The sequence below is a fragment of the Heterorhizobium halophytocola genome, from assembly GCF_017873095.1.
GTDB lineage: Bacteria > Pseudomonadota > Alphaproteobacteria > Rhizobiales > Rhizobiaceae > Allorhizobium > Allorhizobium halophytocola.
Genome location: NZ_JAGGJU010000001.1, coordinates 493,539 through 516,012 on the forward strand (window position 1 = coordinate 493,539; position 22,474 = coordinate 516,012).

A 22,474-nucleotide genomic window follows, 5' to 3' on the forward strand; every position below is an offset into this window, starting at 1 on the left:
AGCCGCAGTGGCGCGACCTCTCTGCCGTGATCTAAAGGAGGAGCGTCCTTGAAATCTGCCGGGGTGCCGCGATCATACCATTGCCGGGGCTGACGGCGGGCTATCACAGGAACGCCCTCAGCGACTGGACTTTGCAGTGCGCGTTTCGAGACACCGCTGCATTGCTCAAGTCCAGTCGCTTAGGCGACCTGGGAGGTCTTAGAACTTGATCGCAAGGCCGACATTGATCAGGTTTTGCTTGATCTCGACATCCTGGCCCAGAATGTTGTACGAGCCCAAATCGGTATAGCGGTACTCGACACGAGTGAAGATCTTGTCCGTCAGGGCATAATCCACACCGGCGCCGGCAGTCCAGCCGTCGAAGGTCTGATCGGCCTTCTCGCCGAAGGCGTCAACATTGATCCGGGCTGCCGACCAGCCGCCGGAGACGAAGAACAGACTGCGGTCCATGCTGTAGCCAAGGCGGCCGCGGACGGAGCCGATGACATCCGATCCGGCCTTGATACCGGAAATGTCTCTTTCGTTCGACATGTAGTTGATGTCGCCTTCGATGCCGGCGATCAGATTGTTGCCGAGATCGAAGTTGTAGCCGACGAAGCCGCCGACCTGCGGACCGTCGAAGGTTTCAGTAAAAATGCCCGGCAGCGTCACATCGGCCATGCCGAAGCCGCCCTGGACGCCGCCATAGGCGCCTTTCCAGGAAAAGCTCGAAGAGTCGTGGGGCGCAGGAGCCTCAGGCGCGGCGGTAATTGCGTCGGCGGCCATCGCGGATGTTGCTCCGATCAGCAGGGTCACAGCGGTGATAAAGGATGTTGTCTTCATAATTTTTTTCCAGCGTAAATTGAATTAGGAATGTTCGGTGCATTGAAAACTGGTAGCGGCGACAGCGGCGACTGGGCAATGTCTTTGCCTTGTTTGTGTGTGCAAACGCTCTGTCGACCGGGCCTTTGCCCATTTCGGTCCACAACGATGGCCAAGCCTTCTCATTGAAATATCTATGATTTATCAACCTCTCCTGTCAGCGCTGCAGCGCAGCATGGCGATCCTGGTCTGTCCACAGCATACCGGTGAGGGTCAGCGTCCGATGGTCTGGGCAGCGGGCAGCCATCACAGGGCTGCCGTGGGCGCATCGCTGCCGATAGGCCGCCTGCACCGCATCTGAGCAGCCGAAGGTCAAGACGTGCCGCCCGCTCCGGCACGTGCTTTTCACGTCACCCACTATCTCCTTGGAAGAGGTCACTTTTTAATTTTTCCAGGCAGTGGAAATTGCCGGCTGATTGTCGTTAACTGCGCGCGGGAGACTGGCTTTTACGGGCTGCGCGATACCAGGTATCGGGCAGCACATCCGGGGCTGGGCAGCAATTGGCGGATGACATGTCACCCGGAGCTGCATGAGGTATTATGAGGAGGCCAGATGATAGACGACAAGGTGCAGGCAGGCGGCGGGCGCAGCGATTCGGTAACAGGAGAGACCGCCGAAGCAGCCGATCTCGGGCTGCATGATCCGCTGGCGGAGAGCTTTCCGAAGACGCTGGAAGGGCGGCTGCTGTTTGCCATCGCCATCGTCTTTTCCGTATTCCAGATCGCCACCGCCGCCCATCTGACGGGCCTGCCGAGTCAGGTCGTCCGGGCGATCCATGTCGGATTCGTCACCTTGCTTGCCTTTCCGCTGATCACGCTCGTGCGTGGTCATGGCTTGCCGCTGCGGGCCGCCGCCTGGGCCATGGGACTGCTCGGCGTCGCGGTCGCGGCGTATCAGTGGATCGAATATACGCCGCTGATCCTGCGCGCCGGCGATCCCCTGCCGATGGACCTCGTCTTCGGCTGCATCGCGCTCGTCACGGTGTTCGGAGCGGCCTGGGTGACGATGGGACCGACGCTGCCGATCATATCGGGCCTGTTTCTCGCCTACTGTTTCTTCGGCCAGGACCTCCCCTCGCCGCTCAATCACCGCGGCTACGACTTCTCCCAGGTCATCGACCACATGACCTATGGCACCGAGGGCATTTACGGCATCCCGATCTATGTCTCCTCGACCTATATCTTCCTGTTCATCCTGTTCGGCGCCTTTCTAGAAAAAGCCGGCATGATCAAGCTGTTCACCGACGTCTCGCTCGGCCTTGTCGGCCACAAGCGCGGCGGTGCGGCCAAGGTGTCGATCATATCCTCCGGCCTGATGGGCACGATATCCGGCTCCGGCGTCGCCAATGTCGTCACCACCGGCCAGTTCACCATTCCGCTGATGAAACGCTTCGGCTACCGCCCGGCCTTTGCCGGCGGGGTCGAGGCCACCGCGTCGATGGGCGGCCAGATCATGCCGCCGGTGATGGGCGCTGTCGCCTTCATCATGGCCGAAACGCTGGGGGTCGAATATCACGAGGTTGTCAAGGCGGCGATCGTGCCGGCGATCCTCTATTTCGCCGCCGCTTTCTGGATGGTGCATCTGGAGGCCGGCAAATACAATCTGCTCGGCCTGCCGAAGTCCGAACTGCCGTCGGCCTGGAAAGCGCTGACCAGCCAGTGGTATCTGATCCTGCCGCTGGCAGCGCTCGTCTGGCTGTTGTTCTCCGGCTATACGCCGCTGTTTGCCGGCACGGTGGGCCTTGCCTTCACCGTGCTCCTGATCCTCGGCGCTCCCGTGTCGCAGCAGATGTCGCAGATGGCGGCCCGGGTGGTGTTCTGGGTGGTGCTCGGCCTGCTCGCCGCCAGCTTCTTCAAGTTCGGCATCGCCGTCGTTCTGCTGACCGTGGCCGTGCTGATCGCAGTCGATGCCTTTACCCGGGGCGGGCGCGAGACGCTCGCCATCTGTCGCGATTCGCTCGCTGACGGCGCCAAGACGGCGCTGCCGGTAGCCGTCGCCTGCGCCGTCGTCGGCGTCATCGTCGGCACCATGACGCTGACGGGGGCGGCCAATACCTTCGGCCAGTTCATCGTCTCGGTCGGCGGCACCAGCCTCTTCCTCTCGCTGGTGCTGACGATGATCACCTGCATCGTGCTCGGCATGGGCATTCCGACGATCCCGAACTACATCATCACCTCGTCGATCGCAGGCCCCGCCCTGCTGTCGCTCGGCGTGCCGCTGATCGTTTCCCACATGTTCGTCTTCTATTTCGGCATCCTTGCCGACCTGACGCCGCCGGTGGCGCTTGCCTGTTTTGCGGCCGCGCCGATCGCGCGCGAAAGCGGGTTGAAGATCTCGATAGAGGCGATCAAGGTGGCGGCTGCGGGCTTCGTCATTCCGTTCATGGCGGTCTATACGCCGGCGCTGATGCTGCAGCCGGGCGGCGCGCTTGCCGCCGAAATCGGCCTGCCGCTGGCCGTTGCCTATATCGTGCTGAAAGCGGTGCTGGCGATCGGGCTCTGGGGCGGGGCCGTCATCGGCTTCATGAAGATCAGGCTCACCTGGATCGAGCGGCTGATCGCCATGGCCGCCGCCTTCACCCTGATTGCCGCGCTGCCGATGACCGACGAGGCGGGATTTGCGCTCGCCGTGCTGTTCGGCGTCATCGTCTGGCGGCGCGCAGCGAGGCTTGCCCCGGCCGTGTCGGTCGCGGCCGATCCGACCTGATGCCGGCGCTCTGCATCCTGACCGGCGCCAAGACGATCACCCTGGCTGCCGGCCTGTTCACGCTTTCCTGGCTGCATTCGGTGGAAAAGACCGAATGGCGGGAAAGCTGGCGGCTGGCGCCCGATGGCCTCGAGCTGACAGAGGCGCGGGTCAAGGGCTCCGGTGCCGGCATGGATCCGGGCGAAGGCGCGGTTCTGGAAGGCGACTGGTGGGTCTGGCAGCCGAAACTGCCGCCGCAGCCGTCCCTCCACCTCGCTGCCTCCGGCGCCACCGTCTCGCCCTGGACCCTCTGCACCGAGGCCAAATGCCTGGCGCTTGGCGGAAAGCCGGGCGCCGGCGTGACGATCAAGCCCTGCGACGGATAGGGTCCGCGGGCAGCCCTACGCGCACGCGCTCGCTTACCCCTCTCGGCGGCGTCGGTTCGGCGAAGCTCTTTAACACCTTTCCGCCCCCTCATCTTCCCGCCAGCTGCGGTGTTGCCGCAGCGGGTAGACACGGCCGTATCGACCTCTCCCTCAACTTCTCGGTGCTGGCCGGCGCGGGCACGCAGCGTCTCGCATGCGCATGATGGGCGGGCAGACGCAATGATGGGGTTGATCCTATGCCGCGTGCGCTGAGGGGTAAGCCTCGCAGGATCAGGCGCTGCGCTTGAACCCCTCGCTCGCCACCAGCAGCGCCCTCGTGTAGTCGCTTGCGAAATCGCGCCGCTCCAGCTGGTCCCGCGTCAGCGTCTCGACGATCCGGCCGTCCTTCATCACCGCCAGCCGATCGCACATGTGATGCACGACGCCGAGGTCATGGCTGACCATCAGGAAGGTGAGGTCACGGTCGCGGCGCGCCTGTTCCAGCAGGTTGAGGATCTCGGCCTGGATCGAGGCATCGAGCGCCGAGGTCGGTTCGTCGAGCAGCAGGATCTTCGGTTCCAGGATCAGCGCCCGGGCAATCGCCACGCGCTGGCGCTGCCCGCCCGACAACTGGTGGGAAAAGCGGAAGCGAAAGCCGGAGCCGAGCCCCACCTCGTCCAGCGCCCGGGTGATCCTCGCCTCGGTGTCGTCGAAACCATGAATGGCGAGCGGCTCCAGCAGCAGCCGGTCGACGGTCTGGCGCGGATGCAGCGAGCCATAGGGGTCCTGAAACACCATCTGCACGGTACGGTAAAACGCCTTCGGCCGCATCCGGTCGGAATATCCCTCGCCCGCGACCTCGAGCGTGCCGCTCTCGAAAGCGTTGAGCCCGGCCACGGCGCGCAGCAGGGTGGACTTGCCCGACCCGCTTTCGCCGACAAGACCGAAAGACGAGCCCTGCTCCACATCGATCGACACCCCGTCGAGCGCGACGAAATCATCAAAGGCGACCACCATGTCGCGGATCGCAAGAGCAGATGTCATCGGGCCCAGGCCTCCTGTCGTTCGAGCACCGGCAGCGGGTGCCGGTCGTCGTCGATCTTGGGCAGGCAGTTGAGCAAGCCTTGCGTATACGGGTGTCTGGCCTGCGACAGTTCCGACGCCTTCAGCTCCTCGACCACCCGGCCGGCATACATGACGAGCACCCGGTCGCAGAAGGACGAGACGAGACGCAGGTCATGGCTGATGAAGACCAGCCCCATGCCGCGATCGGCAACCAGCTTGTCGAGGATGTCGAGTACTTCGAGCTGCACCGTCACGTCGAGCGCCGAAGTCGGCTCGTCGGCAATCAGCAGTTCTGGACCGCAGACCAGCATCATCGCGATCATCGCCCGCTGGCCCATGCCGCCGGAGACCTCGTGCGGATAGAGCTTGAACACCCGCTCTGCATCGCGGATCTGCACCGCCTCGAGCATGGCGATCGCGCGGTCACGGGCCTCTCTTGAGGAAATCTTCTCATGCGTCTTCAGCGTCTCGACGATCTGCTTGCCGATCGGCATCACCGGGTTCAGCGAATATTTCGGGTCCTGCAGGATCATCGCCAGACGCTTGCCGCGCAGCTGGCGCCGGTCGGCAGGGGCAAGCTGCAGCAATTCCTGGCCGTCGAAGGTCAGCCGGTCGGCCGAGATCGCCGCCTGCGGCGGGGTCAGCCCCATGATTGCCCGGCCGGTCTGCGACTTGCCGGAGCCGCTCTCGCCGACGATCCCGAGCCGCTCGCGGCCGAGGGTGAAGGAAACGCCGCGCACGGCCTCGACCGGACCGTTGCGGGTCGGGAAGGTGACACGCAGATTGTCGACAGTCAGCAGCGGTTCGCTCATTGGCCGGCCTCCTTCGGATCGAGCGCGTCGCGCAACCCGTCGCCGAGCAGGTTGAAGCCGAGCGAGACGACGAGAATGGCAAAGCCCGGCATGGCCGCCACCCACCACTGGTCGAGGATGAAACGGCGCCCGTCGGCGATCATCGCGCCCCATTCCGGCAGCGGCGGCTGGGCACCGAGACCGAGAAAGCCGAGACCGGCCGCCGTCAGGATGATGCCGGCCATGTCCAGCGTGACGCGTACGATCAGCGACGACAGACAGAGCGGCATGATGTGGCGCAGCACGATCCGCGTCGGCGAGGCGCCCATCAGCTGCACCGAGGCGATGAAGTCGGAGCGGCGGAAGGTCAGCGTCTCGGCCCGGGCGATGCGGGCATAGGGCGGCCAGGAGGTGACGGCGATGGCGAGAATCGCGTTTTCGATGCCGGGGCCGAGCGCCGCCACCAGCGCCAGCGCCAGAACAAGCTTCGGAAAGGCGAGGAAGATGTCGGTGATCCGCATCAGCACCGCATCGATCCAGCCGCCGGCATAGCCGGCAACCGTGCCGATGAGCAAGCCGACCGGCGCGGCGATGACGGCCGCGAGCACCACCACCATCAGCGTCAGGCGCGAGCCATAGAGCAGGCGCGAGAGAATGTCGCGGCCCTGCCCGTCGGTGCCGAGCAGATAGCCAGGCGAACCGGGCGGCAGCAGCCGGGCATTCTTCAGATCGCCGACAACAGGCGAATAGGGTGCGAGCACGCCGGCAAACAGGGCGACAAACAGCAGCAGCAGCAGGATGCCGAGCCCGACCAGCGCCAGCCGGTTCTCGGCAAAGCGCTGCCAGACGACATAGGCGCGGCCGAGCTGGGCCTGACGGCGCGAGGCCGGGCGATCGGTCGTCAGCCATTGACGCAGGGAAAGGGTCTCGGTCGTCATCGGCGGCGCGTCCTCGGATCCAGCGTGCGGTACAGCAGGTCGGTGAAGATGTTGATGCCGATGAAGACGGAGCCGACGATGATGGTCCCGCCCAGCACCGCATTCATGTCCGCATTCTGCAGCGAATTGGTGATGTAGAGGCCGAGTCCGGGCCAGGAGAAGATCGTCTCGGTCAGCACCGAGCCCTCGAGCAGGCCGGCATAGGAGAGCGCGATCACGGTCACCAGCGGCACGGCGGCGTTCCTGAGTGCGTGGAACCAGATGATCCGCGTCTCCGACAGCCCCTTGGCGCGGGCGGCCACGACATATTCCTGAGCCAGTTCGTTCAACATGAAGGAGCGCGTCATGCGGGAAATATAGGCGAGCGAGAAATAGCCGAGCAGACCCGCCGGCAACACGATATGGCGCAGCACATCGGCCAGCACGTCCCACTGCCGGGCGATGATCGCATCGAGGATGTAGAAGCCGGTGATCGGCGTGAAGGTGTATTCATAGGCGATGTCGATGCGGCCGGGATAGGCGACCAGCCGAAGCTTGGCGTAGAACAGCACGAGCGCCAGCAGACCGAGCCAGAAGATCGGCACGGAATAGCCGATAAGCCCGATCACCCGCACCACCTGATCGGCGATCGAGCCGCGCTTGACGGCGGCAAGCACCCCGAGCGGAATGCCGGTCAGCGCACCGATCAGCGTGCCGACCGTCGCAAGCTCGATGGTTGCCGGAAACACCCGGGCGATGTCCTGCATGACGGGATAGGTGGTCAGCACCGAAGTGCCGAAATCCCCTGTGAGCACCTTGCCCATATAGATCAGGAACTGGTGCCAAAGTGGCAGGTCGAGACCGAGTTCGACCCGGACCCTGGCGATCGCCGAGGCCGGGGCGCGGTCGCCGAGAATGGCGAGCACGGGATCGATCGGGATCACCCGGCCGATGAAGAAGGTGACGGCCAGCAGGCCGAGATAGGTGGTGACGACGGTGACGAAAAATCGCAGCACCGCCATCGCAGCCGTGGCGGTGCGTCGTCGCGGACGACGCACCCGGGCCGAAGTGTCGAGAATGGCCAAGGGTTCGGCTCCTGTCGGCCTATTCCTTGGTCACCGGTGCCAGCAGGTTGGTATCGAAGGTCGGACCGAGCTTGTAGCCCTTGACGCTTTTGCGGAAGGCGGCCACCTCCGTCTCCTGCCACATCACCGCGAACGGACCTTCCTCCAGCACCTTCTTCTGCAGGTCCTTGTACATGTCGCCACGCTTGGTGGTGTCCTTTTCGAGCAACGCGTCGGCCGATTCCTTCGTCAGCTCCGGACGGTCCCAGGCATTGCGCCAGGATAGCGTCTTGGTCTTGGTGTCGTCGGAATTGTCCGGGTTGCTGGCAAAGGTGTCGGCATTCGAGTTCGGATCCCAGTAGTCCGTGCCCCACTGGCCGATATAGATGTCGTGGTTGCGGGCGCGGTACTTGGTCAGCGTCTGCTTGCCGTCGCCGGGGATCAGTTCGAGCTTGATGCCGGCCTGGGCAAAGCTCTGCTGGATGCTTTCGGCCACCGCCGAGACCGGCTGGACGTTGCGCACGTCCATGGTGACGGAGAAGCCGTCCGGGACGCCGGCCTTGGCCAGCAGTTCCTTGGCCTTGGCGACGTCGAGCTTGTAGGGGTTTTCGTCGAGCGCCCCGAACATGCCCGAGGGAAGGAAGGTCTGGTGGATGGTGCCGATGTCCTTGATCAGCGTCGAGCCGATCGCATCGTAGTCGATGAGATATTTCATCGCTTCCAGCACTTCGGGCTTGGCCAGCGTCTCGTTCTTCTGGTTCATCGAGATGTAGTAGACGGTGCCCTTCGGCGCCGAATCGGTGGCGATCCCGTCTTCCTTGCTGACCGCGTCGATGTCCTGCGGCGCGAGCTTGCGGGCAATGTCGACATCGCCGTTCTCCAGCGCCAGACGCTCGGCCGAGCTTTCCGGGATATGGCGATAGATGACGCGCTGCAGGCCGGGCTTTTCGCCGGCATAATTCTCGTTGCGCTCCAGAACCAGCACCTCATTGGCGCGCCAGTCGCGGATCTTGAACGGGCCGGAACCGGCATAATGGGTCTTCATCCAGCCATTGCCGAAATCGGTGTCGAACTTGTATTCGTCGCTCGCCGTCACCGGCTCCTCGTGCTCCTTGACCAGCACGCTGTCGACGATCGAGCCGACGGTGGCGGTCAGGCAGTTCAACACGAAGCTCGGCGCATAGGCCTTGTCGGTGGTGAACGAAAAGGTCATGTCGTCTGTGGCCTTGGCCATATCGGCGACATTGTCGCCGGTCAGCCCGAACTGCTGCAGGATGAAGGCCGGATTCTTGTTCAGCTTGACGGCGCGCTCGAAGGAATAGGCGACATCCTTGGCGGTGATCGGATTGCCCGATGCGAATTTCAGGTCCGGCTTGATCTTGAAGGTGAAGGTCTTGCCGTCGTCCGACACCGTCCAGCTTTCGGCGATGTCCGGCTTGACGTTCGAGGTGTCGCTGATGTCGAGGCTGACGAGCTTGTCATAGGTATTGCCGTTGATCTCGCCCATGGTGATCTCGAAGGCTTCGGCCGGGTCGAGGGTTATCACGTCGTCGATCGCCCAGGCAATCACCAGGGTGTCGGCAGGCGTGGCGGCAAAGGCCTGCGGGGCAGTTGCAAGCATCAGCGCGAGCACGGCACTGGAGGTCAGCAGTCGGGCAGTGTTGTTCAGTCTGGAAAGCATGTTCATTCCCCTGTTATTATTCGGTTTTTCCAAGGCTTCGCCGGTCATTCGTGCCAGGCGCGCGCCAATACTCTCAGCCAGTTCTCCCGGCATATCTTTCCCAGTTCGGCGTCACCGTATCCGGCATCTTGCAGCGCAGCAACCAGCTTCTGATTACCGGAAGCATCGGCGATGTCGCCCGGAATGAGGGCGCCGTCGAAGTCGGAGCCAAGCGCCACGCCGTCGATCCCGACCCGCTCCACGAGATAGTCGATGTGACGGACCATGTCGGACAGCGGCGTGTCCGCGTCGTCACGACCATCCGGGCGCAGCATGGTGACGGCATAGTTCAGTCCGACGAGCCCCTCGCTTTCGCGGATCGCGTCGAGCTGCTTGTCCGTCAGATTGCGCGCCACCGGCGTCAGGGCATGCGCATTCGAATGGCTGGCGATCAGCGGCTGGTCGGTGGTTTTCGCCACATCCCAGAAACCCTGCTCGGTGATATGGGCGAGATCGATGGCAATGCCCAGCCGGTTACAGGCCTTGACCAGCGCGAAACCGTGATCGGTCAAGCCCGGCCCGGTGTCCGGCGACAGCGGATAGGCAAAGGGCACGCCATGGCCGAAGATGTTGTTGCGGCTCCAGACGGGGCCGAGCGATCGCAGTCCGGCGGCATAGAATACGTCGAGCGCCGTCAGATCCGCGTCGAGCGCCTCGCAGCCTTCCATGTGCAGCACGGCGGCGAAGATCCCCGCCTGCATGGCAACACGGATATCGGCGGTCGAACGACAGAGCCGCCAGGCGCCTTCGCGGTCCAGCGCATGGGCGATGGCCGCCATTTCGATAGCGATGTCGAGAGAGGGCGCGCGCTCCAGCGGCGCATCGAGCGGCGTGTGGTAGTGCCCGTCCACATCGGGTTCCTCCAGGACGAGGCCCTTGGAGGACGGAATATAGATGGCACAGATCCCGCCCGATAGCCCGCCGTCCTTGGCACGCGGTCCGTCGATATGGCCGGTGGTCGTGCCGTCCCGAAACTCCGCTACGGGGTCGGCTCCGGTCTGTCGTCCCTTCCACAATCGCAAAAGGACGTCATTGTGACCGTCGAAAACCGCTTGCATGGAGAATTCCCGTAGCACGTCATGAAGATCGGCACGCTAGGCCCAAATCCCCCCGCTTGGCAAGTCCCGAGGACGACCGTCGACGGCAGACCGGCTCTGTCCGGCCCGGATCACGCCGATCGCCGGGACCGCGCCCTGCCCCCCAACGGGCGACCGCCGCAGGATCATGCGGCAATGAGCTGAGACTATAGCGACAGCCGGCGTTGCGGGCGTCCGGCTGGCCGGGCGGATGGAGCAGGCGCCTCCCTGGCGAGCCATGCCGTCGAATGCTCCACGACCCCGTCATCGCGGGTACAGACGAGATGTTGAACCTGATCCGGCGGCACGACCATCTGCAGCCATTCGGGGAGATTGGCATTTTCCATCTCGGCCGACAGTCCGCCGGTCAGCTTGATCATCTGCAGGGTCGATATCTGCATGACCGACCATTTGAGATCGTCCAGCGGCTTGGTCGCATAGACCTTGAGGACGGTCTTCTTCGCTTCGGGCGGAACGGGCAGATTGTTATTGCCGGTCAGATACAGCAGCACCCGCTCCAGATAGGACTTCGAATACCAGGCATCGGCCCTCGCCTTGCGCCCCTCATGGGTCGCGATCGTCGATGCCCAAGACGGCAGGCGCTTGTTCATCTTGGCAATATAGAAGCCCTTGCCGATCTGCCCGTTGGGCGACAGCTTCTCGGCCAAGACGCCGTTTTGAAGAATGCTGAACGCATGCGCCTCGCTCGTACCGTGATAGCCAAGAAAAAACATGTCGGAAACTCCGCTGATAGGTCACTGTCCAGCCGCGGCAACAGAGATCGCAACTTTGTGGCGATATCGCGTCCCGCCTCGCCTCGAATTGGGAACTGCCGGCCCGCGCGCCCATCTGCGTCGCCGGAAATCAGCCCGGCGACGTAAGGCAATCGTGACATTGATGACGCGCGCGGCGGCAGTCCTCAGACGGAGACCTCGACAAGTGCACCGCGCTGGCCGACGACCTGGGCTGCAAGGCGCGAGCCCGCGGCGATCGCCTCGGCAACCCTTTCACCGCGCAACAGCGCCGACAGGAATCCGGCATTGAAGCTGTCACCGGCAGCCGTGGTGTCGACGACCTCGGTGACGACGGCAGGCTGGAAGGTCAGGTGCTCGGGGCCGACTGCCGCATGGATGGCACCGGCGCCGTTCTTCACCACCACGGTGTCGACACCGAGACCCTGGTAGCGCCGGAGCGTGACGGCCGGATCGGCATCGCCGAATTCGCGCTCTTCCTCGTCGAACGAGGGCAGCACGATGTCGGCAACCCGGCCGGCCGCGGTGATCGCGTCGCGCATGGTCTCTCCATTCGGCCAAAGCCTGGCGCGCATATTCGGATCGAAGACGATGCGGGCGCCGCGATCGCGCGCGGTCTCTATCTCCTTCAACAGCACCGTGCGGTGTTCAGCGGAGAGGACGGCAAGCGTGATGCCGGAAAACAGGATCATCTCGCGATCGGCAAGGGCGGCGGCAAGGGCAGCGCGATCCTCGGCCAAAAGCTTTGCCGCCGACTGGCCGCGCCAGTAGGAAAAGCTGCGCTCGCCGTTGACCAGTTCGATCATGTAGAGGCCGACAGTGCGCTCGGGCAGCCTGCGGATCGCGCTGGTGCCGACGCCGCTCTGCGCCATGAAGGCCAGCATCCGCGTGGAAATTTCGTCGGCGCCGACGGCGGTGAAATATTCGACCGCGCCCTCTTCACCCAGGGCCTTTGCCATGTACCAGGCGGTATTGAAGGTATCGCCGGCGAAATTGCGCTGATAGGCGCCATCGGCGCGCGGCGCCATCTCGACCATGCATTCGCCGATCGAGACGAAGCGTCCTTGACCACTCAAACTCAGTCCTCCGAAAAATACGCACCGTGGCTCTCGCGGATCCGTCCGATGATCGTCTTGATCCTCGAAAGATGTTCGCGCATCACCGCCGCGGCCCGGTCGCCATCACGAGCGCGCAATGCCTCCATGATCAGCTGGTGATCGTCAATAGCACTTTGCGCGCCGAAGGACAGGCTAAGGTAACGGACGCGATCCATATGCGCCTTGCTGTCGCGGATCAGCGCCCAGGCGAAGTCGTGGCCGGAGAACTCGCATAATCGCTTGTGGAAAGTGTCGTCGAGCTCGTGAAACAGCACCCGGTCGTCGGCAGCGGCCGCCGTTTTCTGCGCCTCGATCAGCGCATCCAGCTGGTCGAGATGGCTATCTGTCAGATGCTCGACGGCCGCCCGGACGGTCTCCATTTCCAGCGCAGTGCGGATAAAGCGGGCCTGCAGCACATCCCGCTCGGAGATGTGGGTGACGACGGTTGCCCTCTGTGGGCGAATCAGCAGGAAGCCGAGCTGCGAGAGCCGGTAGAAGGCATCGCGCACCGGCTGGCGCGACACGCCCATCAGTTTCGACATCTCGACTTCGGAAAGCTTCATGCCCGGCGGCAGCTCGAGTTCGACGACCTGATGGTAAAGCGCCTCGAAAACCTGGTCGGTCACGGAGGGACCCCGGTTGAAATCTCCGATCCGCATCTGCGCCTGATCGTTCATGAAACCTCCATTGACTCGACGTGCATACTAACATATTAGATGACCAGATTAATGCAAAGTGTTTCTTATGCGAGGACATAGGACGTGGTTGGGAGGCCATCGACATGCTGCACGAAGATCGGCTTTTCCCTCTGGAAAACAAGGCACGAGATCTGGCCCGGGCGCTCTACACAACGGTGCGCGACCTGCCCATCATCAGCCCGCACGGTCACACCGATCCGCGCTGGTACGCCGAGAACGAAGCCTTTCCCGACCCCGCCCAACTGTTCGTCACGCCTGACCATTATGTCTTCCGCATGCTGTGTTCCCAGGGCATCCCGCTCGAAAGTCTCGGCGTGCCGCGGATCGACGGCGGACCGACGGAGACCGACGGCCGCAAGATCTGGCGGCTGTTTGCCGAAAACTATCACCTCTTCCGCGCCACGCCGAGCCGGCTCTGGCTCGATCATTCCTTCGAACATGTCTTCGGCCTGACCGAACGGCTTTCGGCCAGGACGGCCGACATGTATTACGACCATATCGCCGACTGCCTGGCCAAGCCGGAATTTCGTCCGCGCGCGCTGTACGAACGCTTCAATATCGAGGCGATCTCGACCACCGAGAGCGCGCTGGACGAACTGAAATGGCACGAGATGCTCCGGCAGTCGGGCTGGAAGGGCAAGGTCGTCACCGCCTATCGGCCCGACAGCGTCGTCGATCCGGAATTCGAGGGCTTTGCTGCCAATATCGAACGCTTCGGCGAACTGGCCGGCACCGATGCCACGACCTGGGACGGCTATCTGGAGGCGCACCGCAATCGTCGCGCCTTCTTCAAAGGCTATGGCGCCACCAGTTCCGACCATGGCCATGCGACCGCCCGCACCGAGGACCTCCCGAAGGCTGATGCGGCCGCCCTCTTCGCCAAGGCGCTGAAGGGTGACTGCACGCCGCAGGAAGCGGATGCCTTCCGCGGTCACATGCTGACCGAGATGGCCCGGATGAGCCTCGACGACGGGCTGGTGCTGCAGATCCATCCGGGCTCGTACCGCAACCACTCCGCCGAGGTGATGGCCCGGCACGGCCGCGACAAGGGTTTCGACATCCCGACCCGCACCGATTACGTCCGCGCGCTGAAACCGCTGCTCGACGCGGTCGGCATGCGCAAGGAGCTGACGGTGATCGCCTTCACGCTCGACGAAACCAGCTATTCGCGCGAACTGGCGCCGCTCGCCGGCGCCTATCCGGCGCTGAAGCTCGGCCCGGCCTGGTGGTTCTTCGACAGCACCGAAGGCATGCGTCGCTACCGCGAGACCACGACCGAGACGGCAGGGTTCTACAACACCGTCGGCTTCAACGACGACACGAGAGCATTCTGTTCGATACCGGCCCGCCACGATGTGAGCCGCCGGGTCGACTGCGCCTATCTCGCAACTCTGGTGGCCGATGGGCGGCTGGCAGAGGACGAGGCCCACGAGGTCGCACACGACCTCGCCTATCGACTGGTGAAGGAAGCCTATCGGCTGTGAGGACAGCCGCTTTTCAACGGGAGGAGTTGATATGAAAGTGATGAAGACAATGGGGCTGGCGCTGCTGGCCACCGCAGCGATCGTGATGACCGCTTTCAGCGCAAGCGCAGCCGAGAAGATGCTGCGGTCGTCCGACACGCATCCGGACGGCTATCCGACGGTGGAAGCCGTAAAATACATGGGCAAGCTGCTCGACGAACGCACCAAGGGCCGCCTCGGCATCGAGGTGTTCCATTCAGCCCAGCTCGGCGAGGAAAAGGACACGATCGAGCAGACCCAGTTCGGCGTGATCGATCTCAACCGCGTCTCGCTCGGCCCGTTCAACAACATCGTGCCGGAAACCCAAATTCCGTCGCTGCCCTACATCTTCCGCTCGGTCGAGCACATGCATCACGTCATGGACGGTCCGATCGGTGACGAGATCCTGGCGGCGTTTTCCGACCACGACCTGATCGGCCTGGCATTCTACGACGGCGGCTCGCGCAGCTTCTACAACTCGCAGCACCCGATCAAGTCGATGGACGACCTGAAGGGCATGAAGTTCCGCGTCATGCAGTCCGACATGTTCGTCGACATGGTCTCGGCGCTCGGCGCCAACGCTACCCCGATGCCTTACGGCGAGGTCTATTCCTCGATCCAGACCGGCGTCATCGACGGGGCCGAGAACAACTGGCCCTCCTACGATTCGTCCGGCCATTACGAAGTTGCCAAATACTACACCCTCGACCAGCACCTGATCGTGCCGGAAGTGCTCGTCATGTCGAAGAAGACCTGGGACGGCCTGTCCGAAGAGGACCAGAAGATCGTCCGCCAGGCCGCCAAGGATAGCGTTCCCTATATGCGCGACCTTTGGGAAAAGCAGGAGAAGGCATCGGAAGCCAAGATCGAAGCCGCTGGCGTCAAGGTCATCACCGACATCGACAAGCAGCCCTTCATCGACGCGATGAAGCCCGTCTACGACAAGTACGTGACCTCCGACAAGCTGAAGGACATGGTCAAGCGTATTCAGGAAACCAAGTAACGACAGGCAATTGAACCAAGGCCCGCGGCTAAAAAAGCCGCGGGCCGCTCCTTGTCCCCCGGAGTGACTTCCCTTGCAGAATACCATGAAGAGCCTCGCGCAGTTGACCAGCTTGCTGGCGCGGATTGCCCTCTGGATCGCCGGTATAGGCCTGATCCTGATGACCGTATTCATCGCAGCCCAGGTGTTCTGGCGCTACATTCTCAACAGCAGCCTGATTTGGAGCGAGCCCGCCTCGGTGATGATCATGGGCTGGTTCATCTTTCTCGGCGCCGCCGTCGGCATTCGCGAGGGCTATCACCTGTCCTTCGACATCGTGCTCTATCTGTTGCCCGAGCGCGGCAAGAAGGTCCTGCATTCGATCTCCGACGCGGTCGTCGCCGCCTTCGGTCTCGGCATGATCTATTACGGCGGGGAGCTCGCGAAAAAGACCATGCACAACGCCATTCCAAGCCTTGGCATTTCCGGTGCCTGGGATTTCATTCCGATCATCGCCGGTGGCGTGCTCGTCGTCATCTTCTGCGTGGAACGCATCCTGCGCCGGGCCGCCGGTCTTTCGACCGCCCGCTTCGGCGAGACCGAATTGGAGGATTGATCTCATGGAACTCTGGATCCTCTTCGGCTCCTTCGTTTTTCTGCTTTTGATCGGCACGCCGGTCGCCTTCTGTCTGGGCGTCTCGTCCTTTGCCACGATCCTCTATCTCGGCCTGCCGCCGGTGGTCGTCTTCCAGCGGCTGAATTCCGGCGTCTCGGTGTTCGCGCTGATGGCGATCCCGTTCTTCATCTTCGCCGGCGACCTGATGGTACGCGGCGATATCGCCCGCCGGCTGGTGGCACTGGCAGGGTCCTTGGTCGGGCATCTGCGCGGCGGCCTCGGTCAGGTCAACATCCTGGCCTCGGTGCTGTTCGGCGGCGTGTCCGGCTCGGCTGCGGCCGACGCCTCGGCCGTCGGCGGCCTGATGGTGCCGCAGATGAAGGCACGCGGCTACGATGTCGACTATGCGGTCAACATCACCGTGGTTGGCTCGATCATCGCCCTGATGATCCCGCCCTCGCACAACATGATCATCTATTCGATCTCGGCGGGGGGCAAGATCTCGATCGCCGACCTGTTCACCGCCGGCATCATTCCGGGCTTCATCCTGGCCGTCAGCCTGATGGTCGCGGCCTGGTTCGTCGCCAGGCGTCGCGGCTATCCGACGGAAGCCTTTCCCGGCTGGGGCGCCATGGGTGGCCTCTTCCTCAATGCCGTGCCAGGCCTGATCCTGATCGCGATCATCTTCGGCGGCGTGCGCTCGGGCATCTTCACCGCCTCCGAAAGCTCCAATATCGCCGTCGTCTACGCGCTTCTGGTGACCGCTCTGGTCTACAGGACCATGGGCTGGGAAGACTTCAAGGAAGCGACCTTTGCCGCGGTGCGCACCACCGCCATGGTGCTGATGGTGATCGGCTGCGCGGCGTCGTTCGGCTGGCTGCTCGCCTTCCTGCGCGTGCCGGTGATGATGGTCTCCCTGCTGCAGGGGGTCTCGGACAATCCGCTGGTCATCCTGCTGCTGCTCAATGTCGTGCTGCTGATCCTCGGCACCTTCATGGACATGTCGCCGCTGATCGTCATCACCACGCCGATCTTCCTGCCTGTCGCCACCGCCTTCGGCGTCGATCCGGTGCATTTCGGCGTGATCCTGATCCTCAACCTCGGCATCGGCCTTTGCACCCCACCCGTCGGTGCGGTGTTGTTCGTCGGCTGCGCGGTCGGGCGGATCCCGATCTGGCAGGCGATGCGCACGATCTGGCCGTTCTATGGAGCCGCCGTCATGGCCCTGATGCTTGTGACCTATATTCCGGCACTGTCGCTCTGGCTGCCCTCACTGTTCCACTAAGGAGACCAATCCCATGAACGAGACGCTTGTGCGCATCTTTCCGACGATCTCCCTGGACAACGGCACAAGCCGCCAGGTTCTGGCCGACAGTCCGGAACTGATGGTGGTGCAGTTCGACTTTCCGGAGGGCAAGGAAGGCGCGCCACACAATCACCACCACGTTCAGTCCACCTATGTGAAATCCGGCGTGTTCGAATTCACCGTGGGCGAACGCACCATGATCGTCCGGGCGGGTGACAGCTTCGTCATCCCGTCGAATGTCATCCATGGCTGCCGGGCAATAGAGCCCGGCACGCTGATCGACACCTTCACGCCGCGCCGCGACGACTTTCTCTGAAAATGCAACAAGGAGCCAGATCATGCTGAACGTCGAAACCCGTCACGCGATCGACCCCGAGACTGCCAAGACTTTCGATACCGAAAAGCTGCGCCGTCACTTCCATGTCGGCGACATCTTCCGCTCCGGCGAGATCACCCTGATCTACACCCATTACGACCGGATGATCGTCGGCGGCGCCGTGCCTGCGGGCAAGGACCTGGTGCTTGACGAGGTTAAGCCCTGCGGCACGCCGTCCGTTCTGGACCGCCGCGAAATGGTGATCGTCAATATCGGCGATGACGGCCAGGTCTCAGCCGATGCGGACTACCCGATGGGTCGCGGCGACATGCTCTATCTCGGCATGGGCGCCGGCAAGGTGACCTTCTCCGGCGGCGGCCGCTTCTACATTCTCTCGGCACCCGCCCACCAGACCTATCCGTCGCGCCTGATCAAGATCGATGATGCCGCGACCGTCGATCTCGGCTCGCAGGCGACCTCCAACGAGCGCACCATCTATCAGTTTGTCCACCCCGACGTGATGAAGTCCTGCCAGATCGTCGTCGGCATGACCAAGCTTGCCAGCGGCTCGATCTGGAACACCATGCCGGCCCACGTGCATGACCGTCGCTCGGAAGCCTATCTCTATATCGACCTGCCGGAAGAGGCCCGCGTCTTCCACATGATGGGCGAACCGGACGAGACCCGGCACATGGTGCTGAAGAACGAGGAAGGCGCGCTGTCGCCGTCCTGGTCGATCCATTCGGGCGCCGGCACCGGTTCCTACACCTTCATCTGGGCGATGGCCGGCGACAATGTCGACTACAAGGACGTCGAGATGGTGTCGATGGAGACCCTGCGATGACCGACATCTTCTCGCTCTCCGGCAAGCGCGCCATGGTGACCGGCGCCAATACCGGCATCGGTCAGGCGATCGCGGTCTCGCTGGCCGCCGCCGGTGCGGAGGTGATCTGCGCCGGCCGCTCCTCCTCCGATGAAACGGTATCGATGATCGAGAAGGCCGGTGGCCGCGCCTATCGGCTGAAGCTCGATCTCGCCGACCCGATGGCCGGCAGGCTGATCTTCGAGGCCAATGCGCCGGTCGATATCCTCGTCAACAATGCCGGCATCATTCGCCGGGCCGACGCGATCGACTTTACCGAAGAAGACTGGGACGCCGTCATCGACGTCAACCTGAAGGCGGTGTTCTTCCTGTGCCAGGCCTTTGCCAAATCGGTGCTGGCCCGCGGTGGCGAGGGCAAGATCGTCAACATCGCCTCGCTGCTCTCCTTTCAGGGCGGCATTCGCGTGCCCTCCTATACCGCCTCGAAAAGCGGTGTTGCCGGGCTGACCAAGCTGCTCGCCAATGAGTGGGCGGCCAGGGGCATCAACGTCAACGCCATCGCCCCCGGCTACATCGCGACCAACAATACCGAGGCGCTGCGCAATGACGGAGCGCGTAACAAGGCGATCCTCGAGCGCATCCCGGCCGGTCGCTGGGGCGAAGCGGAAGATATCGGCGGCACTGCCGTCTTCCTCTGCTCGCACGCCGCCAAATATATCCACGGTGCCGTTCTGAACGTCGATGGAGGCTGGCTTGCCCGCTGATATGCCGCGCCTGAAACGGCCCGAAGGCGCCCCCTCGCCCGCCACCGGCATCGTCCATCTCGGCCTTGGCGCCTTCTACCGCGCGCATGGTGCGATCTATATCGCCGAGGCGATGGCCGGAAGCGGCGGCGACTGGGGGATTACCGGCGTCAGCCTGATGCGGCCCGACCAGCGCGACGCGCTGAAGCCGCAGGACTTCGCCTATACCGCCGTCGAGCTCGGCCCTGACGGTGAGAAACCTGCGATCATCACCGTGATCCACGACGTGCTGGTGGCGCCGGAAAATCCGGACGCGGTTCTCGCCGTCATGAGCGCTCCGTCGACGAAGATCGTCTCGCTGACCGTGACCGAGAAAGGCTATTGCCACGAGCCGTCGACCGGCAGGCTCAATGCCGAGCACCCCGATATCCGCCATGATCTCGAGAACGCCGCAGCGCCGCGCTCGGCGATCGGCTTCCTGACGCATGCGCTGAACCGCCGCCGCAAGGCGGGCATCCGCCCCTTCACCGTGCTCTGCTGCGACAACCTGCCGGAAAACGGCCGGCTGCTGCGCGGCCTTGTCCTGGAGTTCGCGGGGCTTCTTGAGGACGATCTGCGCCGCTGGATCGACACAGAGGCCACCTTCCCCTCGACCATGGTCGACCGGATCGTGCCGGCCACCAAGCCGGAGGACATCGAACGGCTGGCGGAGAAGACCGGCTATCTCGACCAGTCGCCGGTCATGCACGAACCCTTCCGCCAATGGGTGGTCGAGGATAACTTCGTCGATGGCGACAGGCCCGACCTGAAAACAGTGGGCGTTGAACTCGTCGAAGATGTCACCCCGTTCGAGCACATGAAGCTGCGGTGCCTCAACGGCACCCATTCCTCGCTTGCCTATCTCGGCTATCTCGCCGGCCACGAAACCATTGCCGACACCGTCGCTGATCCGCTTTTTGCCGGGTTCGTCAAACATCTCTGGGACGACGAGATCGTGCCGGTGCTGAAGGCACCGCCGGGCGTCGATCTCAAGACCTATACGGACCAGCTCTTCGATCGCTATGCCAATCCCGCGATCCGCCACCGCACCTGGCAGATCGCCATGGACGGTTCGCAGAAGCTGCCGCAGCGCCTGCTTGGCACCGTGGCGGAAAATCTGGCCGCCGGCCGCATACCCAAGGGCCTGATCCTGGCGATCGCCGCCTGGATGCGCTATGTCGGCGGCACCGACGAAAAGGGCAAGCCGATCGACGTGCGCGATCCGCTGTCGGCGGATCTGCAGGCGCTGAGCGCAGCGGCGAGAACGCCACGGGACAAGGTCGAGGCCCTGCTGTCAGTGCGGAAGATCTTCCCGCCGTCGCTTGCCGACGATGCCGCCTTCCGCACCAGCCTGATCGAAGCCTACAAAGGGCTGGTCGACAAGGGGGCGCGGGCGATGGTGAAAGAACTGCCGCATGCGTGAAAGCTGGCGCTGGTACGGCCCCTTCGACAAGATCGAGCTCACCGAGATCGCCCAGACCGGCGCCTCGGGCATCGTCACCGCGCTGCACGAAATCCCCTATGGGGAGGTCTGGCCGGTGGAGACGATCGAGGCGCGCAAGGCAACGATCGCGGCCGATGCCGGGCTTGGCCTGCACTGGAACGTGGTCGAAAGCCTTCCCGTCCACGAGGCGATCAAGAAGGGCGAAGGCGATCTTGCGCCGCTCTTTGCCAACTACCGGCAGTCGATGGCCAATCTGGCGGCCTGCGGCATCCGGACGATCTGCTACAATTTCATGCCGCTGATCGACTGGACCCGCACCCGCCTCGACGCGCCGGCCGGCCGTGGCGGCACCGCCCTGCGTTTCGAGGCCGCGGAAATGGCGGCCTTCGAACTCTTCATGCTGAAGCGTGGCGAAGCGGAGGCCGACTATTCCGGGGACGTCCGGCGCAAGGCGGAAATCTGGTTCCAGGCCTCCAGCGAGGCCGACCGGGCCGTGCTGCTGTCCAGTATCATGGCGGGCCTTCCGGGCGCCTATGAGCGCTATGACGTCGACGGCCTGCGCACCGCCCTTGCAGGCTATGACGGTATCGGCCGCGCCGAACTGCGCGCCAATTATGCCCGCTTCCTCGCCGAAGTGGTGCCGGCGGCGGAAGAACTCGGCATGTGGCTCTGCGTCCATCCGGACGACCCGCCGCGCGACATTCTGGGCCTGCCCCGCATCGTGTCGTCGGAGGAAGACATCGCCTGGATCCTTAGCAAGCAGGATGCCCGCGCCAACGGCCTGACGCTCTGCTCCGGGTCGCTCGGCGCCAATCCGGCAAACGACGTGCCGGCGATCGCCCGGCGCTTTGCCGAGCGCATCCACTTCGCCCATCTGCGCAATGTCCGCAAGGATGCCGACGGCTCGTTCGAAGAGGCGGCGCATCTGGAAGGCGATACCGACATGGTGGCACTGGCGGCTGCCCTGCTGGCCGAGGAAAGGCGCCGCCGCGCCGAAGGCCGGACGGATGCCGAAATCCCCTTCCGCCCGGACCACGGCCACGAGCTCCTCTCCGACATCGGCCGCGGCACCCATCCCGGCTACCCGCTCATCGGCCGCATGCGCGGGTTGGCGGAACTGCGCGGCGTGATCCGGGCACTGGAGCATTCCGGCGTGTCGCTGGAGGCTGTACGGTAGGATCATCCGACTGCGGATGTGCCCCCTCCGCGCTGCCGATCATCTCCCTCACAAGGGGGCGATAACCGCCGCACGGGAACTGCGTCTCTCCACTGGCAGAGCAAGCAGTGCGGCAGGATCGCGGCCGCTTAGGCCGGGCGCTACCCCCCTCTGCCCGGCAGGGCATCTCCTCCTCAAGGGGGGAGCTCGACTCGTGGCACGGCTTTGCTCCTCATCTTAGAGGTTGCATGGGGCCGACACCGGAGGATCTGTGTTTTCCAGAACGCGGACTCGGTGAACGATAAGGAGACCGTGAAGTTGGGACCGAGCGATAGCGCCCAGCTGATCTCCCCCCTTGAGGGGGAGATGCCCGGCAGGGCAGAGGGGGGTGCCCCACGGACGGCCCGTGTGCGCCACGTGCAGGTCCTTACCAGACGCAGGCTCCCGGAATCGAG

The 22,474-nt window shown here is 63.7% G+C and carries 22 protein-coding genes; 12 read left to right on the forward strand and 10 right to left on the reverse strand.

Translation table 11 applies throughout. From position 1 onward, the window contains the following. Positions 1 to 198: 198 nt before the first annotated feature. The gene (locus J2Z17_RS02355; RefSeq protein WP_209941854.1) at positions 199 to 822 is read right to left on the reverse strand and encodes an outer membrane protein; all 624 of its coding nucleotides are present in this window, start codon (positions 820 to 822) and stop codon (positions 199 to 201) included. A 175-nt stretch (positions 823 to 997) separates the two neighbouring features. Between J2Z17_RS02355 and J2Z17_RS02360 the strand changes: the two genes are divergently transcribed. The 3 genes from J2Z17_RS02360 to J2Z17_RS02370 all read left to right on the forward strand — a co-directional run bounded on the left by J2Z17_RS02360 (position 998) and on the right by J2Z17_RS02370 (position 3,933). Further along, positions 998 to 1,162 (forward strand): hypothetical protein, encoded by a 165-nt coding sequence (locus tag J2Z17_RS02360; protein WP_209941855.1) that lies wholly within the window; start codon positions 998 to 1,000, stop codon positions 1,160 to 1,162. Positions 1,163 to 1,414: 252 nt separating this feature from the next. Continuing rightward, positions 1,415 to 3,568 carry a TRAP transporter permease gene (locus J2Z17_RS02365; protein WP_209941856.1) on the forward strand — a complete coding sequence of 718 codons (2,154 nt, stop codon included), beginning with the start codon at positions 1,415 to 1,417 and terminating at the stop codon, positions 3,566 to 3,568. Then, the gene (locus J2Z17_RS02370) at positions 3,568 to 3,933 is read left to right on the forward strand and encodes a DUF1850 domain-containing protein (protein ID WP_209941857.1); all 366 of its coding nucleotides are present in this window, start codon (positions 3,568 to 3,570) and stop codon (positions 3,931 to 3,933) included. The genes J2Z17_RS02365 and J2Z17_RS02370 overlap by 1 nt, the downstream gene beginning before the upstream one ends. A gap of 270 nt (positions 3,934 to 4,203) precedes the next feature. Here J2Z17_RS02370 and J2Z17_RS02375 read toward each other — a convergent pair whose 3' ends face one another. The 9 genes from J2Z17_RS02375 to J2Z17_RS02415 all read right to left on the reverse strand — a co-directional run bounded on the left by J2Z17_RS02375 (position 4,204) and on the right by J2Z17_RS02415 (position 13,071). Continuing rightward, a complete protein-coding gene (locus J2Z17_RS02375) occupies positions 4,204 to 4,956 on the reverse strand; it encodes an ABC transporter ATP-binding protein (protein WP_209941858.1) in 753 nt (250 codons plus the stop codon). After that, positions 4,953 to 5,789 carry an ABC transporter ATP-binding protein gene (locus J2Z17_RS02380; RefSeq protein ID WP_209941859.1) on the reverse strand — a complete coding sequence of 279 codons (837 nt, stop codon included), beginning with the start codon at positions 5,787 to 5,789 and terminating at the stop codon, positions 4,953 to 4,955. Before J2Z17_RS02380 ends, J2Z17_RS02375 begins: the two co-directional genes overlap by 4 nt. After that, the gene (locus tag J2Z17_RS02385; protein WP_209941861.1) at positions 5,786 to 6,706 is read right to left on the reverse strand and encodes an ABC transporter permease; all 921 of its coding nucleotides are present in this window, start codon (positions 6,704 to 6,706) and stop codon (positions 5,786 to 5,788) included. Before J2Z17_RS02385 ends, J2Z17_RS02380 begins: the two co-directional genes overlap by 4 nt. Then, positions 6,703 to 7,707 (reverse strand): ABC transporter permease, encoded by a 1,005-nt coding sequence (locus J2Z17_RS02390; protein WP_377299952.1) that lies wholly within the window; start codon positions 7,705 to 7,707, stop codon positions 6,703 to 6,705. The genes J2Z17_RS02385 and J2Z17_RS02390 overlap by 4 nt, the downstream gene beginning before the upstream one ends. Positions 7,708 to 7,789: 82 nt before the next feature. Then, positions 7,790 to 9,430, reverse strand: a complete 1,641-nt coding sequence (locus J2Z17_RS02395) for an ABC transporter substrate-binding protein (RefSeq protein ID WP_209941865.1) — start codon at positions 9,428 to 9,430, stop codon at positions 7,790 to 7,792. A gap of 44 nt (positions 9,431 to 9,474) precedes the next feature. Then, complete coding sequence (locus tag J2Z17_RS02400; RefSeq protein ID WP_209941866.1) at positions 9,475 to 10,527, reverse strand: dipeptidase; 1,053 nt, start codon at positions 10,525 to 10,527, stop codon at positions 9,475 to 9,477. Positions 10,528 to 10,712: 185 nt separating this feature from the next. Then, complete coding sequence (locus J2Z17_RS02405) at positions 10,713 to 11,279, reverse strand: poly(ADP-ribose) polymerase family protein (RefSeq protein ID WP_209941867.1); 567 nt, start codon at positions 11,277 to 11,279, stop codon at positions 10,713 to 10,715. Positions 11,280 to 11,464: 185 nt separating this feature from the next. Continuing rightward, positions 11,465 to 12,373, reverse strand: coding sequence for a sugar kinase (locus tag J2Z17_RS02410; RefSeq protein ID WP_209941868.1), 909 nt, complete (start codon positions 12,371 to 12,373; stop codon positions 11,465 to 11,467). 2 nt (positions 12,374 to 12,375) lie between these two features. Next, a complete protein-coding gene (locus tag J2Z17_RS02415) occupies positions 12,376 to 13,071 on the reverse strand; it encodes a GntR family transcriptional regulator (RefSeq protein ID WP_245223806.1) in 696 nt (231 codons plus the stop codon). Positions 13,072 to 13,175: 104 nt separating this feature from the next. On the opposite strand from J2Z17_RS02415, the gene uxaC reads away from it, so the two are divergent. The 9 genes from uxaC (at position 13,176) to uxuA (ending at position 22,040) form a co-directional block, all read left to right on the forward strand. Next, positions 13,176 to 14,576 (forward strand): glucuronate isomerase, encoded by a 1,401-nt coding sequence (gene uxaC / locus J2Z17_RS02420; protein WP_209941869.1) that lies wholly within the window; start codon positions 13,176 to 13,178, stop codon positions 14,574 to 14,576. 31 nt (positions 14,577 to 14,607) lie between these two features. Beyond that, positions 14,608 to 15,597, forward strand: a complete 990-nt coding sequence (locus J2Z17_RS02425; RefSeq protein WP_209941870.1) for a TRAP transporter substrate-binding protein — start codon at positions 14,608 to 14,610, stop codon at positions 15,595 to 15,597. Between the two features lie 73 nt (positions 15,598 to 15,670). Further along, positions 15,671 to 16,192 (forward strand): TRAP transporter small permease, encoded by a 522-nt coding sequence (locus tag J2Z17_RS02430; RefSeq protein WP_245223807.1) that lies wholly within the window; start codon positions 15,671 to 15,673, stop codon positions 16,190 to 16,192. 4 nt (positions 16,193 to 16,196) lie between these two features. Further along, positions 16,197 to 17,477, forward strand: a complete 1,281-nt coding sequence (locus J2Z17_RS02435; RefSeq protein ID WP_209941871.1) for a TRAP transporter large permease — start codon at positions 16,197 to 16,199, stop codon at positions 17,475 to 17,477. Between the two features lie 13 nt (positions 17,478 to 17,490). Beyond that, a complete protein-coding gene (locus J2Z17_RS02440; protein ID WP_209941873.1) occupies positions 17,491 to 17,814 on the forward strand; it encodes a cupin domain-containing protein in 324 nt (107 codons plus the stop codon). 22 nt (positions 17,815 to 17,836) lie between these two features. Continuing rightward, on the forward strand, positions 17,837 to 18,658 hold the full coding sequence (gene kduI, locus J2Z17_RS02445) for a 5-dehydro-4-deoxy-D-glucuronate isomerase (RefSeq protein WP_209941875.1): 822 nt from the start codon (positions 17,837 to 17,839) through the stop codon (positions 18,656 to 18,658). Then, complete coding sequence (gene kduD, locus J2Z17_RS02450) at positions 18,655 to 19,401, forward strand: 2-dehydro-3-deoxy-D-gluconate 5-dehydrogenase KduD (RefSeq protein WP_209941878.1); 747 nt, start codon at positions 18,655 to 18,657, stop codon at positions 19,399 to 19,401. The genes kduI and kduD overlap by 4 nt, the downstream gene beginning before the upstream one ends. After that, positions 19,391 to 20,842 carry a mannitol dehydrogenase family protein gene (locus J2Z17_RS02455; protein ID WP_245223808.1) on the forward strand — a complete coding sequence of 484 codons (1,452 nt, stop codon included), beginning with the start codon at positions 19,391 to 19,393 and terminating at the stop codon, positions 20,840 to 20,842. The genes kduD and J2Z17_RS02455 overlap by 11 nt, the downstream gene beginning before the upstream one ends. Then, positions 20,835 to 22,040, forward strand: coding sequence for a mannonate dehydratase (gene uxuA, locus J2Z17_RS02460; RefSeq protein ID WP_209941882.1), 1,206 nt, complete (start codon positions 20,835 to 20,837; stop codon positions 22,038 to 22,040). The genes J2Z17_RS02455 and uxuA overlap by 8 nt, the downstream gene beginning before the upstream one ends. The last annotated feature ends 434 nt before the right edge of the window (positions 22,041 to 22,474 follow it).